The organism is Thalassospira alkalitolerans (assembly GCF_002115745.1).
GTDB lineage: Bacteria > Pseudomonadota > Alphaproteobacteria > Rhodospirillales > Thalassospiraceae > Thalassospira > Thalassospira alkalitolerans.
On the sequence record NZ_JFKB01000002.1, the window covers coordinates 182,608 to 200,653 of the forward strand.

An 18,046-nucleotide genomic window follows, 5' to 3' on the forward strand; every position below is an offset into this window, starting at 1 on the left:
ATTTTGATGACCTTTCCCGGTAATGCCCAACTTGCTGCCATGTTGGAACGCGATGGTGTTAACAAGGATGTTATCGCCATCATCAGTTTGATTGATGGTGTTCTGGCAAGTGCCAATGGCGACACGCGCACCGACTGGCTTGACCTGATCGGTGGTAATCGCGGTGATGATCTTAACGCCGCCCTGCTTGCGCTTCGCGATGAACGCAAAACCGAATTCAGCTTTGCCAAGGATGGCTATGACGCCGTGGCACGGGTCGGGGCATTGCGAAAATATCTGGCATCCAAGGGCATTGATGGCTTTATCATTCCGCGTTCTGATGAACATCAGGGTGAAAATGTGCCCGCGCGCGCCGAGCGTCTGGCATGGCTGACCGGCTTTACCGGGTCGGCCGGGGCGGCGGTGGTGCTGGCGGACAAGGCGGCTGTTTTTGTCGATGGTCGTTATACCATTCAGGTGCGTCAGCAGGTTGATCGCAGCATTTATGAATATCGTCATCTGGTCGAAGATCCGGTTGTCGGCTGGATTCACGATAATCTGAAACCGGGCCAGAAATTGGCCTATGACCCGTGGTTGCATACCATTCAGCAGGCCGATCATCTGCGCGGCGCCTGCGACGGCATCGGTGCGGAACTGGTTGCGATTGATCCCAATCCGATTGATGCGCTTTGGCACAAACAACCGGCAATGCCGGTTGCACCGGTGCGACCGCAACTTTTGGAATATGCCGGTAAATCCAGTTTCGACAAACGCAATCAGATTGCGCAGGCGCTTTCGAAACTGGAATGTGACAGTGCCGTTTTGTCCGCGCCAGACAGCATTGCCTGGCTTTTGAATATTCGCGGGGGGGACGTGCCCCAGACGCCGCTAGCACTAAGCTATGCGATCATTTATGGCGATGCGTCGGTTGATCTGTTTATTGATGACCGCAAATTACCCGATGAAACGCGCCACTGGCTTTCCTGCGATGCCACTATTCGCCATCCGGGTGAACTGGAAGATGCGCTGGGCGCATTGGGCAATCAGTCGGTCCGTCTGGACGAGGCAACCGCTTCTGACTGGTTGCGGATGATGCTTTCCGATGCCGGTGCGACCTTGCGGATCGGGCGTGATCCGGTCGCCTTGCCCAAGGCATGTAAGAACGATGTCGAACTTGAAGGATCGCGCAAAGCACATCGGCGCGACGGCGAAAAGATCATTCGCTATTTTGCCTGGCTTGATGAAGCCGCCTCGGATGGCAGTATTGATGAACGCGCTGCCGCGGATAAATTGCTGTCACTGCGTGCCGAAGATCCGCTGTTTCGCGATTCCAGTTTCGAAACCATTCCCGGCAGCGGTCCGAACGGGGCGCTGTGCCATTATCGCAATACGCCCGAAAGCAATCGCAACCTGTCACCCGGCGAGATTTTTCTGATCGACAGTGGCGCGCAGTATATCGATGGTACCACTGATATTACTCGGACCACGGTCATCGGCACGCCGTCACAGGAACATCGCGACCGGTTTACCCGCGTGCTTAAGGGGCATATCGCGCTTGCCCGGGCAATTTTTCCGGTCGGCACCACCGGATCACAGCTTGATACGCTGGCGCGCGCGCCATTGTGGGACGCCGGGCTTGATTACGATCATGGCACCGGGCACGGGGTCGGCAGTTATCTTGGCGTTCATGAAGGCCCGCAACGGATTTCCAAGGCACCGAACAATATTGCGTTGAAACCGGGCATGATCCTGTCGAATGAGCCGGGTTTCTATAAAGAAGGCGAATACGGCATCCGGATTGAAAACCTGATTGCGGTAACTGAAATCGATGCACCTGCCGGTGCGGAGCGTCCGATGCTGGGGTTTGAAACGCTGACGTTTTCACCGATAGAACGCAAACTGATTGATCCGGAACTGATGACCCGCGACGAGTTGCAGTGGCTGAACGACTATCACGCACAGGTCTATGCCATGTATGCCGATGATCTGGACGAAGACCTTGTCGAATGGCTGCAAAAAGCAACCGCCCCGATTAAGAAACGTAGCACCTAGGCTACATACGAAGACCAATCACAGTTTAAAGCCGCCCCAATTTTCCGGGGCGGTTTTTTCTTGCCAACACAAATGACAGCGCTGTCATTTTGTCTTATGAATAGGGTATTGGATCGATTCAATTGCGGGCGAGACCCGCAAAGAAATAAGCAGGAGGAAGAAATGGCCGGAGTAGAAGAAAGCTGGATGGCCAATCCCGCACGTTATGACAATGCCACCTATAATCGCAGTGGTAAAAGCGGCCTGATGTTGCCGCAGATCACGCTGGGCCTGTGGCAGAATTTTGGCGGTGTTGACGTCTTCGATACCCAACGCGCCATGATCCGCCGTGCCTTTGATCGCGGTGTTATTCATTTTGACCTGGCCAATAACTATGGTCCGCCCCCCGGATCGGCTGAAGAAAACTTTGGTGCCGTTCTGGCCAAGGATTTGAAATCCCATCGCGATGAATTGGTGATTTCAACCAAGGCCGGATATCGCATGTGGCCGGGGCCGTTTGGTGAATGGGGATCGCGCAAATACCTGATTTCAAGTCTGGATCAAAGCCTGTCACGCATGGGCCTTGATTACGTTGATATCTTCTATTCGCACCGTGTTGATCCGAACACGCCGCTTGCCGAAACCATGGGCGCATTGGATCAGATCGTGCGTTCGGGCAAGGCGCTTTATGTCGGGATTTCGTCCTATTCGGCCGAAATGACTCGCAAAGCGCACGCGATCCTTAAGGAACTCGGCACGCCCTGTGTTATTCATCAGCCATCCTATTCGATGCTGAACCGCTGGGTCGAAGAAGAAGGTCTGCTTGATACCCTGTCCGAACTGGGCATTGGCTGTATTGCCTTTTCGCCGCTGGCACAGGGGCTTTTGACCAATAAATACCTGAATGGTGTGCCGGAAAATTCCCGTGCCGCGCTTGAAGGATCGTTCCAGTCTGGGATGTTGTCCGAAGAAAACCTGAACCGGGTGCGGGCATTGAACGAAATTGCCAAACGTCGCGGGCAGACATTGGCCCAGATGGCGATTGCCTGGGTGCTGCGCCGCCCTGAAATTACTTCGGCCCTGATTGGTGCGCGTCATGTCGAACAGCTTGATAACAGCCTTGATGCCCTGAACAATCTTGAATTCAGCGCAGAAGAACTGACTGAAATCGACAAATACGCTACCGATGGCGGTTTGAACCTGTGGCAGAAATCATCTGATTCCGAAGCACAGGTCTAAATCGGTTTAATCCTGACCGACAAAACCCCGGCATATTTGGTGTGCCGGGGTTTTTTGTGCTCAGTTATCGGCCATCGGCCATCAACCATCGATCATCGACCATAAGGCATTGTGCTCGACAGAACCGGCTATGTATCGGCCTCGATCACCGGGACCACGGGGCGCCAGCACGAAACGCGGATTGAATTAATTGGCCCTGACCCCCGGCGGACGGTGGATCAAATGTTCGCTTGGGAGAAAATATTCAAACGATTAATTTATATCAATTCACAAGTTCGTTCGAATGATCTATCTTTGTTTCAACAGATAAGGAACCGCACGCATGAATATCGCCTCACCGCCCGCGAATGGCCATAAAGCCCGAAGCAGTAAAACCCGTTCGCATTTGATCGAAGCGGCTATCGAGGTGATCGGTGCGGTTGGCTATGAAGGTGCGAGTACCCGGGCCTTGGCGAAGACCGCGAACACGACCCTTTCGGCCATCCCCTATCATTTCGGGGGAAAAAAGGAGTTGTATCTGGCCGCGGCCGATATGATCGCGGAGCATGCGGCAGGTCGCTTTGATAAAGCGCTCGACCCGCTTGATGATAATAGTATCGCGGACAAAACTGTCCGGTTGGAGCAGGCTCTTACAAATTTTCTTAATATCATTCTCGAGAATGCCGAGCCGTATTCCTGGACGTCGTTTGTTGCGCGTTGCACCTATGACAACGATGAGGCATTTACCGTGATTTACGAGCGGGCAATCGCCCCCATGCTTGAGCGTCTGGTCCAGACTGCAAGCGACGTTTCGGGCCGCGCCCCTGATGATGAAGCCCTGCGATTGCGCATCAGCGCGATCGTGACATCGATCATCAGCTTCAGGTTCTTGCGCGGCATCATATTGCGCGGGATGGCCTGGTCGGAGATCCAGTCAAGCAGCATCGGCCAGATTGAGGGGATGGTCCGCGATCTTTGCCGTAGCGACTTCCTCGCAGCCAATCGCACCAAATAACAATCCGAACAGAAAAGACCGCTGTTTGGACACCCTTGGCAATCAAAATTTCAAGCCGAAAAGGAAATGCACAATGCGCAAGAAAGCCTCAACACACGATGCGATCACGTGGGCAAAGCATCGTCTCGATGACGTGGATGCAATCATCTCCGAAGCGGAGAAAGCAACCGTCAAGCTAAAGGACGATACCCGCGCAGAAGCCGATGCCGCCCTTGCGCATCTCCGCGCGTCGCGGGCGAAGGTGTCCGCGTCCTATGATCAGTTGCGGGCGGAATCTGGAAGCAGCCTCGGGAAGGCACAGGAAGCACTTGAGGCAGAATGGATTGAAGTTGAAGCCGCCTTTCAGTCTTTCCTGACTGCGACAAAGGATCAGGCTGAAACGGCACGGGCCGTCGTCGTTGCCCGTGCGCAGGCCCAGCGTAATTCCTGGGAAGCAACATTGAAAGATTTGCGCGATAAGGTCGAAGAGACGGTAGAGAAGACCTGGGGCGGGTATCTTGAGGCCGCAAAGGTTGATCTGGCCACCCGGAAGTCAATTCTGGAAGCCGAACTTGAAGCACGTCAGGCGGCATGGCAACGATCGCTCGAAGAATTGCGCGCCGATGCTGCTAAGCTTGCCTCAAATCAGCGCGCGGCAATCGATGCACAGATTGCGGCTTTGAATGCTCAGATGGATGAGGCGAAAGCCCGATTGGGTCGCCTGCAGGATACTTCCACAGACGCGTGGAAGATAACAAAAAAGGGCCTTGCCGATACACAGCAAGTCTTCTTGAAAACATATGCTTCGATCCGCAGATCCATAGAGGACTCAATGAAATAGTCCCTATGGCCGGAGGCGGCGGCCTTTCCCCCAACCCCAACCCCGCCTCCGGAACTTCTTCGATAAGACATTTGATCAATCGATCCTGACCGACAAAACCCGGCATATTCGGTGTTCCGGGGTTTTTTGTGGTCAGTTATCGGCCGTCGGCCATGGGCATGGTGCCGGCCAAATCGCGCAGGGTATCAAGCACGGCCTTGGCCCCGGTGCTTAGCGGGCGGTCTTGTAACCATGACAACATCACCTTGCGTGACAGTTCCGGATTGATGATCCGCCGCGCCTTAAGCCGCCCGGTCGAAAGCTCCATCACCAGCGAACTTCGCGGCAATACCGTATGCCCGAGATCGCGGTGCACCAGATCGACCAGAACCCGCAAGGCATCGGCCTCGACCACCGGGGTTAGCGGACGACCGGCGCGAAACGCGGCTTCCTGCATTTTTGCGCGCAATCCGTGTTTGGGGGTCGGCATGATCAACGGCAGGGCCAGGACATCTTCATAGTCAATTTCGGTTTCATTTTCGTCCACCCGTGATGGATGGGAAATCAGAAACAGGTCTTCGCGCCATAACGGTTCGGCATGCAGGCTGCGTGAAATCATGCCGTCATGCAAGATGCCGATATCTAGACGACCTGACAGCAATCCTTCCTGCACATCACCGGTCAAATCCTCGGCGATTGAAATATTCAGATCGGGATAGCGGTCACGCAAGGCTTCGACCAATGCGCCGGTAATCACAATCCCCGCACTGGGCGGCACACCAATATGAACATGGCCGGTCACCTTGCTGCGACGTGCTGAAAGATCGGCTTCAAGACGCGCCAGATCGCCCAGAATAACCCGTGCCCGTTCCGCCAGCATCTGACCCGCTTCGGTCAGTTTGACCCCGCGCCCTGTACGTTCAAGCAACCGGGTATCAAGGGTTTCTTCAAGCAGATTTAACTGACGGCTCAGGGCTGGTTGCGACAGGTTAAGCCGTTCTGCCGCACGCGACAGACTGCCAAGTTCGGCAATATGTATAAAACTTCGAAGCTGTTTGAGGTCCATTTCTTGCATCCCGAAAACGGAAATAGGCGTGGCGTTGACGGTCAAGGTATAGCAAATGCTGATATCTGATAACATTTAATTCGAATTGAATAATGACTTGGGCGGGCGGATAGTAAACCCTAGAGAGAGTGGAGAACCCCCAATATGACAACGAAACCGCAGGGATCCGCCCTGACGCTTGTGCTGCTATCGACAGTGGCATTTGCGATGAAGGGGCTTCTGGCGAAATATGTCTATGCCACGGGTATGACTGTGGATGGTTTGTTGTTGTTGCGGTTTCTGATCGCACTGCCATTTTTCTGGATCGGTGTTTACCTGTTTGGCAAACATCGCCCGGGCGAACGCAAGATGATGCGGGTCGATATTCTTTGGGGGGCTCTTTACGGCGGGCTGTTTTTTGCCGCCGCCCTGTTTGATTTTACCGCCGTGTCGCTTATTGACGTCACCGTGTCGCGGATCGTGCTGTTTACATTCCCGGCCATCGTTTTGATCCTTGAATGCCTGCATAAGTGGCGGCTTCCTCCCTTGCGCCAGATTGTCTGCTTTATCGTCACTTATGTCGGGTTGGTGCTGGTTCTCGCCCCAACCGGGATTGGTGCTGTGTCGGATCAGCTTTGGCTGGGGGCCTCTTTGGCTTTTGCATCGGCTTTGACCTATGCGGTTTATCTGTATTTCGGACAACGCATGATCGCGGTCATCGGGTCGATGCATTTTGCCGCCCTGGTCAATACCATGGCCGGTGCATCGATGGTCCTATACGAACTGATTTTGACCAAGCCGCTGAATCTTAATGTTGATGGGGTTCTGTGGACGGCGGGCATTTCGATCTTTTGCACCGTGATCCCGTTTTTCCTGCTGTATGAAGGCATTCGCCGGATCGGGGCGACACAGGCCGCACTGATTTCCCTATCCGGACCGGCAATGACATTCTTTGCCGCATGGTTGCTATTGGACGAGGTTTTGACCGCCCCGCAGACCATCGGTTTTGCCGTGGTTATTGTCGGCGTGGCATCAATCAAGAACGGGGTGACCTTGGCCGGGCTGGGTCGTCTGTTGTCGCGCCCGTTGTTTTCGGCAACCGGGCGTCGATCCACCAGTGCGACGGCAAGCTCGACAGATATTCAGTCAGATGCGCCTGATGCTGCTGACGGTGCGGTGCAAACACCGGGCAAGGGGACTTAACCGGCTGGTTTGCAGGGCAGGGTGGTAAAGTGGTGATCGACGGGGGATGTGATGTTTGATCGCCGATCCGCGCATTAATTGTGCTGTGGTTCCGCCGGATTGTTTGGTTTGGAAAATCCCACCCGTGAGCGTGGTTTACTCGTCGCGCTGCCAACGATGAATTTTAATTTGATGTTCCGGCAGGCGATCACCGCGACGCCATAACAACGGATCGATAAATTCACCGGCCCATGCCCCGGTACGGCTTTGTTTGGCCGAACTTTCGACCCTGGCATAGGATGGCATTTCATCGGTCCGCGCAACGGCCATGCCGCGCGCGATCATGGCCTGACCGATATCCATGCCGCTGGCATTGCGACAGATCGCCATATTGCGCTTATAGCGGTTCATGCCCTGTACCTTGCAAGTCACGTTGCCGGTACCGATAAGGTTGGTGATAACCTGCCATGCATCGGCGCCGCACGCTGTGGTCTGCCCGTTCAACACGCATCTTTGAAACCGTTCAAGCGCATCCGCCCCCCAAAGATCGACCCGCTTAAACCCGAATTCCAGTGTATCGCCATCAACCGGACGGACCTTGCCAAACAGCTCGTCATAGACGGGATCTGCGCAGGCAACAGTGGGTGCTGCCATAATAAACATCAGGGCCGTAATTGTTGCGCTTGTTCTCAGTGCAAACATGGGTTGCATTCTCTGGTGATTTTTGGTCATCTAATATATCATCAAAGGGCAACCTTGGGGGATGAAACATTATATTCTGCGCGCTTGAGGTAAATGACCATTGGTCAAAACGGTGATCTCGATTGGGGAGTTATTTGAAAGTTCAGTAAGCCTGGCCACCTGACAATTGATCCCCGATGTTGCATCATGAATTTGCACAAGGGGCAGTGGGATCAGCGCATTCTTAAATAGCGTCAGACTTTATATTTTAAGATGAAGTCTAAGCTGTGAGATAGGGGATTATAATGAACAGAGCAATTCCGCATGAGCTACTGACCAGTATTCAGAAGTCAGGGTTGCATAAACCCGATCATTGCGCTTTTGTTCTGGACTTTTCCGGTGTTCCAGCCACCCGTAGCAGGACGGTTTTTTGTTCTTTCCTAAGGTATTTTGAATATGGGTGCGCACAGAATTTAACGTCCAGGTTGCTGTCTGATCATGCCATTTCGCTTTTGATGCCGCTTGATCAACGCGAAATAATGTCCGCTTTTATTGATCAGTTGAATTTTTTTCTTTTGTCACGCCGATACGGTGCCATGGATGTGCGGGTCTTCGATCTTAATCATGAGACCTCTGAATTTGCCATATGCTGTGTTGAGTATATGCGAGCAACGACCCGGGAAACCGCAGAAGATTTTCTGGATTTTTATCAGGCCCCTCCGAAGAGTGCGGAACAGTTGGGGCAGTTGGTCGAGATCGAAAGAATCGTAGGTCAGGCTGATATGTCGATGCATATTCGCATGCAACCGATCTGGCTTTTGCAATCAGGTCTTTCACCGGAATGGTTTGGTGAAGAATTTTGGGTTTCCATGGCGGCGATGGAAGAAATCACGGGCAAAGATATTCTTCGCGATGACTGGATGTTTGCCCGCTTTACCGAGCTTCTTGATAATCGGGTTTTATCCCATATCACCAAAGAACCGTATTCAGGCGATGCTGCGCAATTTCTTAATCTCAACCCGGTTGCGGTTGTAAGTGCGAATTTCCGGCGCATGGTGAAGACATTGCCGGCACGACAACTGCGGAAACTGACGGTGGAAATTTCTCATTTGATGTGGCGCAACAATCCGAAGGTTCGCAAAGGAATCCAGAATTCGTTTGATCGCTATGGCATCAAGTTGGCCTTCGATCAAATATCTATTCAAAAATTGCCGGTGGTTTCTCCTGCCGAAATCGATATTGCCAATTATCTTAAATTGAATGTTTTTGATTTGGGCGGAGAAGAAATAGAAGCCATCTTGCGCGATTGCTCCGAGGAATTGATCCGCAAAATTGTGTTCTGCCGATGCGAAACAATGGAACAGATCCAGGCAGGTGTTAATGCCGGGGTTAAGTATTTCCAAGGATACGGTATGGCTAAGTTTTTGAATAACCCAGATGCAATAGAAAGCGTGCTGGGGCGGGGCGCGGCAAATAATATTGCGCCGATGCGTTTTTCGCGCAAACGTCTTTAATAAAGGTCGCTGTAACGAATTTCGTCAAGCTGGGCAAAAAGGATCTTCCATGTCTCGTCTTGCTTAAGCAGGGCAAAGGCATAATCGCAGTCAAAGATCAGATTGTTATCCGAATTGCCAAACCGGAAAGACACAATCGCCCGTGACCCACCCGGAAGGGCGGAATGCTGTTCAACCAGTATCGATTTGGCCAGCGCCAGATCGGCATTTTTCAGTTCGTCAAAAAAACTTTCATTATATTTGTGAAGGTCCTCGACCGATCCAATGGCGTGCACCCCCATCAGATCGTTGATCAGGCAGGGAAAATGATAAAATTCGTCAAGGACACCGGCTTCGAATTTAAGATGTGCATCGGCATAGCGGCGAAAAAAGTTGCCTAGGTCTTCCATCTGATATTTTCCCTTACGCTATGCCAATCTGATCACTCCGCAATCAGATCAAGCCACCCCTGTTCATCCAAGACAGTAACACCTAATTCTTCTGCTTTCTTTAATTTGGAGCCCGCCCCCGGTCCTGCAACCAGGTAATCAGTCTTTGCCGATATCGAACCGGCAACTTTGGCCCCCAGACTTTCGGCTTTGACCTTGGCCTCGTTGCGCGAAAACAGTTCCAGTTTGCCGGTAAAGACAACGGTTTTGCCACTCACCGGGCTGTCGGATACCTGCGGGGCTTCGACATCCTCGACGGTCAGGACCGTTTCAAGATCGTCCAGAACATCGCGGTTATGTTCTTCGGCCATGAATTCGATCAAATCATGGGCAACCCCCGGTCCGATTTGATCGATATTGATCAAATCGCGCAGGGCGTCGCTATCAGGCGTCCCGGCATTATTCATCGCCATGCGCCATTCGGTCAATGATCCGTAATGACGGGCCAAAAGTTTGGCTGTTGCCTGTCCGATCTGGCGAATACCCAGTGCATAGATGAACCGGTCAAGTGGTACATTGCGGCGTTGATTGATGCTGGCAAACAGCTTTTCAGCCGATTTGTCGCCCCAGCCTTCAAGCTTGCGCAGTGTTTCGCCGTGGGTTTCTTCGATCCGGAAAATATCGGCCGGTGATTTGATCCAGCCGAGTTCAAAAAACGCCTCGATGTTTTTCGCCCCCATGCCGTCGATGTCAAAAGCATTGCGCGATACAAAATGTTTAAGCCGTTCAACCGCCTGTGCCGGGCAGATCAAGCCCCCACTGCACCGCGTGATGGCTTCGCCTTCTTCGCGCATGGCGTGGCTGCCGCATTTCGGGCAGGTGTCCGGGAAGGCATAGGGCAATGTATCGTCGGGGCGTTCGTCCAGGATGACTTCAACCACCTGTGGGATAACGTCTCCCGCGCGCTGAATAACCACCAGATCGTTGACCCGAACACCCAACCGTTCAATTTCATCGCGGTTATGAAGTGTCGCGTTCGAGACGACGACACCACCCACCGTCACCGGCTCAAGCCGGGCAACCGGGGTTAATGCGCCGGTGCGCCCAACCTGAATATCAATTGCCTTAACCCGTGTTCTGGCCTTTTCGGCCGGGAATTTGTGGGCAATCGCCCAGCGCGGTGACCGGCTGACAAAGCCAAGGCGCAACTGCAATTCGAAATCGTTGACCTTATAGACAATGCCATCGATATCGTAATCAAGGGTCGGGCGCTGATTGCCGATTTCCGCGTAGAACGCCATGATGTCATCGGCATCATGTAACAGTCGGGTAAACGGATTGGTGATAAAGCCCCAGTTTTTGATCCGCGCGATGAATTCCCAATGCGTCTGGGCCAGACTTTCGGATAATTCGCCAAAACTATAGGCAAAGAAGCGAAGCGGGCGTTTGGCGCTGATCGTCGGGTCAAGCTGGCGTAATGACCCGGCGGCGGCATTGCGCGGATTGGCAAATGGTTTGCCGCCGGTTTCTGCCTGCGTTTCGTTCAACTTGTGAAAATCGGACCGCGCCATATAGACCTCGCCGCGGATTTCAACCACATCTTCGGGCGCGTCTTCGGGCAGGATATTGGGGATGTCTTTGATATGGGCGACATTGGCGGTGACGTCTTCGCCCTCAGTGCCATCGCCCCGTGTCGCTGCTGTCACCAATTGCCGGTTTTCATAGCGCAGTGACAGCGATAATCCATCGATCTTGGGTTCGCCCACTACCTCGACCGGGCTATGCGCGGTCAGGTTCAGGAAACGGCGAATACGGGCCAGAAAATCAACCACATCATCGCGCGAAAACGCATTGGCCAGCGACAGCATGGGCCGCGCATGTTTGATCTTGGCAAACCCATCGGCCGGTGCCGCACCGACTTCTTGTGTCGGGCTGTTTTTCTTGAGTGTCGGATAGCGCGCTTCCAGTTCAATCAGGCGATTGAACAGCGCGTCATATTCCGCATCGGGCACAAGCGGTTCGTCATTAATGTAATAGGCTTGGTTGAAACCACGAATGCGGTCGGCGATTTCACCATGCTGGTGCTCGGCCTCGGCGCGGGTTTCAGGCATTTCGGGGACAATGGGCGAAGTTGACCCTTGTTCGGCGCTCATATTTCTTTTTATCCGTCATCAGTGGCCAGAACGAGAAGGAAAATTCCCGCCCATCGGCGTATTAGCAAGGTTTGTCCAAAAGACTGTCAGCCGCCGCGCGGGCCTCGGCCGTGATCGAATGACCGGCCAGCATGCGGGCGATTTCTTCGCGCCGGGCACCGTCGATCAATTCATTGACGCGGGTAACCATGCTGCCGCCATCTTCAGTTTTGGCGATGTTGAAATGGGTGCGTCCGCGTGCGGCGACCTGTGGGCTATGGGTGATTACAAGGATCTGACGTTCTTCGGCCAACAGATGTAACCGTTCGCCAATCGCGGCCGCTGTGGCACCGCCAACGCCGCTATCGACTTCGTCAAAGACAAGGCTTGGTACGGCTGAAACCCGCGCCAGAACGACCTTAAGGGCCAGTAAAAAGCGCGAAAGTTCGCCGCCGGATGCGATCTTGTTTAACGGGCCAGCTGGGCTGCCGGGGTTGGTCGCGACCATGAACTGGATGCGGTCAATCCCGTCGGTGCCCCATTCACTTTCTTCAAGGGCGATAATCTCAGTGACAAAGCGCGCCTTTTCCATGCGAAGCGGCGGCAATTCGCCGTTGATGGCGGCATCAAGCTTGGCAGCAGCAGCCTTGCGCGCGGTATGAAGTTTCTGCGCGACATCAACAAAAGCAGCGCGATGTTGGGCAACGGCGACTGTCAGGCGCGAAAGTTCTTTTTCGCCAAATTCCAGCTGATCAATCTGGCTGCGATAATCTTTCATCAGGGCGCGAAGCCCATCAACCGGCACATTGTATTTGCGTGCAGCGGCGCGGAGCGCAAAAAGCCGTTCCTCGACCGTTTCCTGTTGGCCGGTATCGATATTTAAATCGGTCAGTGTCGATGAAATGGCCCGCGATGCTTCTTCAAGTTCGATGGCGGCACGATCCAATGCCTCGATGATCGGTTCAAACCGGCCTTCGGCCTTTTGCAACTCGCGTTCAAGATGGCGCTGGGCACTGCGCAATGCGCTTTCAGCACCTTTGCCGCGCGATAATTCATTTCCGGCATCGTTCAGGGCGGCGACCAGTTTTTCACCATGCATCAAGAACTGGCGTTCCTCGGCAAGGCGTTCTTCCTCGCCTTCTTCGGGGCCAAGCTTTTCCAGCTCGTCCACGGCATGACGCAGCCATTCTTCTTCTTCGCGCGCCTTGTTGATGCGGGTTTTGGTCGCGGTTAGCTCTTTTTGTGTGTCGCGCCAATTGCGCCACTGATCCCGCACGGCGAGGGCGAGGCTGCCAAGATTACCATGCGCATCAAGGGTCGAACGATGCGTGGTTGGATCCAGCAAGCCATGCTGATCAAACTGTCCCTGAATTTCGACACAATAATCGCCGACATCGCGCAAAAGCCCGACCGAGACCGACTGATCATTGACATAGGCACGGGATCGGCCATCGGCGGTGACCACACGCCGGACCACCAGATCATCGTCCTGGATGTGGACATCCTGTTTGGCCAAAAGTCCAAATACGGGATGACCGGCGGGCAGGGTAAAGGTCGCCGTGACGCTGCATTTGTCGCAGCCATGGCGGACAAGGCCGCTATCGGCGCGGGCGCCAAGCGCCAGCCCAAGCGAATCCAGCAGGATCGATTTCCCCGCACCGGTTTCCCCGGTAAGCACACTAAGCCCGTCGCGGAAATCAAGGTCCAGCTTGTCGATCAGAACAACATTTCGGATGCTAAGACGTCGAAGCATGGCGTGGTACTGACATTGTTAAAACAGGTGCGATTGCGCCCAAGAGGCGACGCCGCGTCAAGCAGAGTGCCCAATCGCAACGCAGCTTGCAAGCTTTGGCAGCGGGCAATTTTACCCCGATTGCTGCGCACCGCAGGAATGAGCGGAAAATGTTGAAAAACAAATGATAAGAAACAAGTGTTCTTGGTATGTTCTGGTTGTGAGTGACGGTCAAAATCGTCGCGACGCGGGACGATTCACATCGGGTAATGTCGCGTCAAATCGCATTAGAACCAGTCAGAAAATGCTGTCGTGGTTGAATCCCACCACGATTGTCCCTCGCGGGTGTTCAAACCATCCCCCACCAGCAGGTCATAGGAATCTTCGTACCACTTGCTGCCCGGAAAGTTGTGACCCAGTACGGATGCCGTGCGTTTGGCTTCGTCGGTCAGGCCAAGTGCCAGATAGCTTTCGGTCAAGCGCGACAAAGCTTCGGGGACGTGGGTGGTGGTCTGGTACTTGTCGAGAACCGATTTGAACCGGTTGATGGCGGCCAGATATTCGCCGCGATCCTGATAGTAGCGTCCGACGCTCATTTCCTTGCCAGCAAGGTGATCAACCGTCAGGTCTTTTTTCAGTTTCGCATCACGCGAATATTGGCTGTCGGGGAAACGGCGGATAACGTCGTCAAGCGAATCCATCGCGTGCTGGGTCATCTGCTGATCGCGGCCGACATCGGAAATCTGTTCGTAATAGGACAGCGCCTTAAGGTAATAGGCATATGGCACATCCGGGTTGGCCGGATGAAGCGAAATAAAGCGATCAAGTGCGCTGATCGCATCATCATACTTGTTGTCCTGATAATAGGCATAGGCCGACATCAGGGTCGCCTTGGTTGCCCATACCGAATAGGGATGCTGGCGTTCGACTTCGTCAAAGGCCTCGGCGGCCTTTTTGTATTCCTTGGCGTCCAGCAAATCCTGCGCGCTGTTATAAAGCTCGGAAACCGGGCGTTCGACATATTCCGGTTTTTCATTGCCAGAGCAGGCTGCAAGAAGCAGAACCATACCACAAGCAGCAAAAACGTTCTTTGCGGAAGCCTTACGAAGCACTGTGACGTTTCCTTAAGCTTTGTGACGCATTCAGTCGAAAATCCGCCGGACTATATCATGGCCCTATGGGCATTGGGCAAGTAGTTGTATGTCCCTTTATGCACTTTTCTGCCGGTTATGCCGGTGGTCTTGATTTGTCAGGCGGCAATCAGGCCGCGATCAGATTGTGATCAAACGAAAAAAGCGACCCGAACGGGCCGCCTTGATCAGTTTATCTTTGCCCCGGTAAAAGGCTTAAGCCATTGCCAGTTCTTGCGTTTCAACCGAATGCAGGGCGGATTTGCGCATCGGAACAAGGCGCCATGCACTGGCATCGGCCAGCAATGCCTTCAAAAGCAGGTTATTGACGTGATGACCGGATTTATATGCGGTCACTTTGCCCTGAAGTTGTTTGCCAGCGGTGTAAAGATCGCCAAGTGCGTCCAGAATTTTGTGACGGACGAATTCGTCCTCATAACGAAGGCCTTCTTCGTTCATGACCTCATCGCCTGACAGGACAACGGCGTTATCAAGCGAACCGCCGCGCGCCAGCCCCATGGACCGCATGGCTTCAACTTCATGCAGGAAGCCAAAAGTCCGGGCGCGTGAAATATCGGCAACAAATACGCCGTCATCGAATTTAACCGACATGCGTTGATTTTTGATGGCCTTGCTGGCGAAATCGATTTCAAAATCAATTTCAAATCCATGGGCCGGGTCAACCCGTGCGGTGCAGCCTTTATATTCAACTTCAACCGATTTAAGGACTTCAATCACTTGGCGCGGGGCGTTCTGTTCCGTGATCCCGACGCAATCGATCAGGAAATTGAACGGGGCAGAACTGCCATCCATCACCGGGACTTCGTCGGCATCGATATCGATCAGAACGTTGTCGATGCGGCTTCCGGCAAGGGCGGCCATCAGATGTTCGATGGTGCCAATCTTGATCCCGGCATCGCGGTCGCCAAGGCAGGTGCAAAGCTGGGTATCAATCACCCCATCGTAACGTGCCGGAAACAACGGCTGGCTTGCCAGATCCGTGCGGCGAAATACAATGCCGTGATTTTCAGATGCAGGATGCAGGGTAATGCGGATTTTGTGACCCGAATGAAGCCCGACACCGGCACAGCCGATCGATGCTTTAAGGGTGCGCTGGCGTACGACATCATGATCAGATGTGCCCGAATGTGCCAGGGCAGCGCTGAGGTCAGCAATCTTGTTCACAGGAACCCCCAAAGGTCAGGTCAGTCAGTTTTATAAACAAATACGCCATGTTGGGCGCCATCGGGATGTTTCCCCGATTTCTTAGCATCAGACCCTACAGGCGCTGTGACAATAGAACAAATCACTCTTTGTTACGCTTTGTAAATGGTTTAACGTATTGAGAAATATGATAATTATCTCAGAATATCACCAAATTGAAATTTTCAGTTTCATGATTGTCCCGATCTAAAAAAAGGGGAAGGCCAAAGCCTTCCCCTTTTTCGCGCGGAGAATGTCGTCAGTTGGCCTGACGACGCAGGAAGGCTGGGATTTCCAGAAGATCGTCAGACGTATTCGATGTCTTGACGCGGGAAGCTGGATCCGCCTTCAAGGAAAGGCCACTATCATCACCAAGCGGCATTTCAGTCTGGCGCGGTGATGGCGCCTGTGGCTGCGGGTGCGCCGAGCGCGGTGCCGGGTGATGGGGCTGTTGTTCTGCATGGTCGTCGTGACCGCCCTTGTTCTTGCCAAACAGGGTCCGCAGGCCAAAGCGCGGCGGGGTTGCGTTCTGGGCATCGGCGGCTTCGAACACATCCGGGCGGTGGTTTTGTTCTGCGTCGCTCGGACGGGCCGGCCGCGGCGGAATAAAGGCCATGTCACCATTTTCCTTCGGCTTTTCGGCCGGGGTAAAATGCTGTGCGGGCCGCGAAATCGGTTTCGGTTTCAGAACCGTCTGACCCATTTCGATGGACCCGGTTTGGGGTGCCGTCGGCTGATTGCTCAGTTCTGGCTGCTGTGCGGTGCCGGTGGCGGCAAAACGATCAGCCGGGATTTCGCCGATTGATGCCCCGCCGTTGTAACCGGTCTGTGCAGCATTGTCCGACCCATGTGCAACCGCGGCGGCAACGCCGTGCTGACCAAAGGATGGGGTTGCCATTTTGGCAGGCTGTTCAACCGGTTTCGATGTGACTGAAACGGTGGTTGGCTGCGGACGGCGGACGTCTTCGGCATCGATGCCGGTGGCAACGACGGAAACGCGAAGCGCGCCTTCGATGGTCGGATCAAAGGTCGACCCAAAGATGATATTGGCTTCGGAAGCAACTTCTTCGCGAATACGGTTCGCGGCTTCGTCGACTTCGTAAAGGGCCATATCCATGCCGCCGGTGATGTTGATAAGGACCGCACGTGCGCCCTTCATCGATGCATCTTCCAAAAGCGGATTTGCAATGGCGGCCTCGGCGGCCTCAAGGGCGCGTTTTTCGCCGGTGGCTTCGCCGGTTCCCATCATGGCTTTGCCCATCTCGCCCATCACGGTGCGAATATCGGCAAAGTCAAGGTTCACAAGGCCCGGAACCATCATAAGGTCGGTGATGGATCGGACGCCATTGCGCAGAACATCATCGGCCATCTGGAAGGCATCTGCGAATGTGGTTTTTTCATTCGCGACCCGGAACAAATTCTGGTTCGGAATGATGATCAGCGTATCGACATACTGTTGAAGCTGTTCAATACCCTGTTCGGCGGTACGCATGCGGCGCGTGCCTTCGAAATGGAACGGTTTGGTAACAACACCAACCGTCAGAATGCCAGCTTCCTTGGCGGCACGTGCGATGACCGGGGCGGCACCGGTACCAGTACCGCCACCCATGCCCGCGGTGATAAACACCATGTGGCAGCCTTCAAGCTGGGCTTGAATGTCTTCGATCGATTCTTCGGCGGCGGCACTGCCCGCATCGGGACGTGCGCCTGCACCCAACCCTTGCGTGATCTTGCGACCAAGCTGCATCTTGCGTGCGGCTTTGCTTTGGCTAAGGGCCTGTGAATCCGTGTTGGCAACGATAAAATCGCAACCTTCAAGTTCGGATGCGATCATATTGTTGACAGCATTACCCCCGGCGCCACCGACGCCGATAACGGTAATCTTCGGTTTTAGGTTTTCTTCCGTTTCTGGAACGGAAAAATTGATTGTACTCATTGTTTGCTCTTCCTCTCCGCGCTTTAGAGCTTAAGGTCAGCGCGGCCTTCCCTTTGCCACGCCATGACGGAGATGCCTCCG

General features: G+C 53.9%; 14 protein-coding genes. 6 read left to right on the forward strand and 8 right to left on the reverse strand.

Annotation, left to right across the window (positions count from 1 at the left end):
• Nucleotides 1-6: 6 nt before the first annotated feature.
• The 4 genes from TALK_RS03855 (at nt 7) to TALK_RS03870 (ending at nt 5,063) form a co-directional block, all read left to right on the forward strand.
• Complete coding sequence (locus tag TALK_RS03855; protein WP_085616062.1) at nt 7-2,031, forward strand: aminopeptidase P family protein; 2,025 nt, start codon at nt 7-9, stop codon at nt 2,029-2,031.
• Nucleotides 2,032-2,193: 162 nt separating this feature from the next.
• Nucleotides 2,194-3,249, forward strand: a complete 1,056-nt coding sequence (gene mgrA / locus TALK_RS03860; RefSeq protein ID WP_085616064.1) for an L-glyceraldehyde 3-phosphate reductase — start codon at nt 2,194-2,196, stop codon at nt 3,247-3,249.
• 322 nt (nt 3,250-3,571) lie between these two features.
• Nucleotides 3,572-4,243, forward strand: coding sequence for a CerR family C-terminal domain-containing protein (locus TALK_RS03865; RefSeq protein ID WP_085616065.1), 672 nt, complete (start codon nt 3,572-3,574; stop codon nt 4,241-4,243).
• A gap of 73 nt (nt 4,244-4,316) precedes the next feature.
• Nucleotides 4,317-5,063, forward strand: coding sequence for a hypothetical protein (locus TALK_RS03870; RefSeq protein WP_085616067.1), 747 nt, complete (start codon nt 4,317-4,319; stop codon nt 5,061-5,063).
• A gap of 136 nt (nt 5,064-5,199) precedes the next feature.
• On the opposite strand, the gene TALK_RS03875 is transcribed toward TALK_RS03870, so the two are convergent.
• On the reverse strand, nt 5,200-6,108 hold the full coding sequence (locus tag TALK_RS03875; RefSeq protein WP_085616069.1) for a LysR family transcriptional regulator: 909 nt from the start codon (nt 6,106-6,108) through the stop codon (nt 5,200-5,202).
• A gap of 144 nt (nt 6,109-6,252) precedes the next feature.
• Between TALK_RS03875 and TALK_RS03880 the strand changes: the two genes are divergently transcribed.
• Nucleotides 6,253-7,290 carry a DMT family transporter gene (locus TALK_RS03880; RefSeq protein ID WP_085616071.1) on the forward strand — a complete coding sequence of 346 codons (1,038 nt, stop codon included), beginning with the start codon at nt 6,253-6,255 and terminating at the stop codon, nt 7,288-7,290.
• Nucleotides 7,291-7,425: 135 nt separating this feature from the next.
• Here TALK_RS03880 and TALK_RS03885 read toward each other — a convergent pair whose 3' ends face one another.
• Complete coding sequence (locus tag TALK_RS03885) at nt 7,426-7,923, reverse strand: thermonuclease family protein (RefSeq protein WP_245829652.1); 498 nt, start codon at nt 7,921-7,923, stop codon at nt 7,426-7,428.
• A gap of 332 nt (nt 7,924-8,255) precedes the next feature.
• On the opposite strand from TALK_RS03885, the gene TALK_RS03890 reads away from it, so the two are divergent.
• A complete protein-coding gene (locus tag TALK_RS03890) occupies nt 8,256-9,464 on the forward strand; it encodes a hypothetical protein (protein WP_139833709.1) in 1,209 nt (402 codons plus the stop codon).
• Here TALK_RS03890 and TALK_RS03895 read toward each other — a convergent pair.
• The 6 genes from TALK_RS03895 to ftsZ form a co-directional block, all read right to left on the reverse strand.
• The gene (locus TALK_RS03895) at nt 9,461-9,853 is read right to left on the reverse strand and encodes a hypothetical protein (RefSeq protein ID WP_085616077.1); all 393 of its coding nucleotides are present in this window, start codon (nt 9,851-9,853) and stop codon (nt 9,461-9,463) included. The two genes, TALK_RS03890 and TALK_RS03895, sit on opposite strands and share 4 nt — an antisense overlap.
• A 32-nt stretch (nt 9,854-9,885) precedes the next feature.
• Nucleotides 9,886-11,955: an NAD-dependent DNA ligase LigA gene (ligA, locus tag TALK_RS03900; RefSeq protein ID WP_425444018.1), complete on the reverse strand. Its 2,070-nt coding sequence runs from the start codon at nt 11,953-11,955 to the stop codon at nt 9,886-9,888.
• 91 nt (nt 11,956-12,046) lie between these two features.
• A complete protein-coding gene (gene recN, locus TALK_RS03905) occupies nt 12,047-13,717 on the reverse strand; it encodes a DNA repair protein RecN (protein ID WP_085616080.1) in 1,671 nt (556 codons plus the stop codon).
• 266 nt (nt 13,718-13,983) lie between these two features.
• Entirely contained in the window at nt 13,984-14,808 is an 825-nt protein-coding gene (locus tag TALK_RS03910) for an outer membrane protein assembly factor BamD (protein ID WP_085616081.1), read from the reverse strand.
• Between the two features lie 234 nt (nt 14,809-15,042).
• Entirely contained in the window at nt 15,043-16,011 is a 969-nt protein-coding gene (lpxC, locus tag TALK_RS03915; protein ID WP_085616083.1) for a UDP-3-O-acyl-N-acetylglucosamine deacetylase, read from the reverse strand.
• A 277-nt stretch (nt 16,012-16,288) separates the two neighbouring features.
• Entirely contained in the window at nt 16,289-17,965 is a 1,677-nt protein-coding gene (gene ftsZ, locus TALK_RS03920) for a cell division protein FtsZ (RefSeq protein WP_085616085.1), read from the reverse strand.
• Between the last annotated feature and the right edge of the window lie 81 nt (nt 17,966-18,046).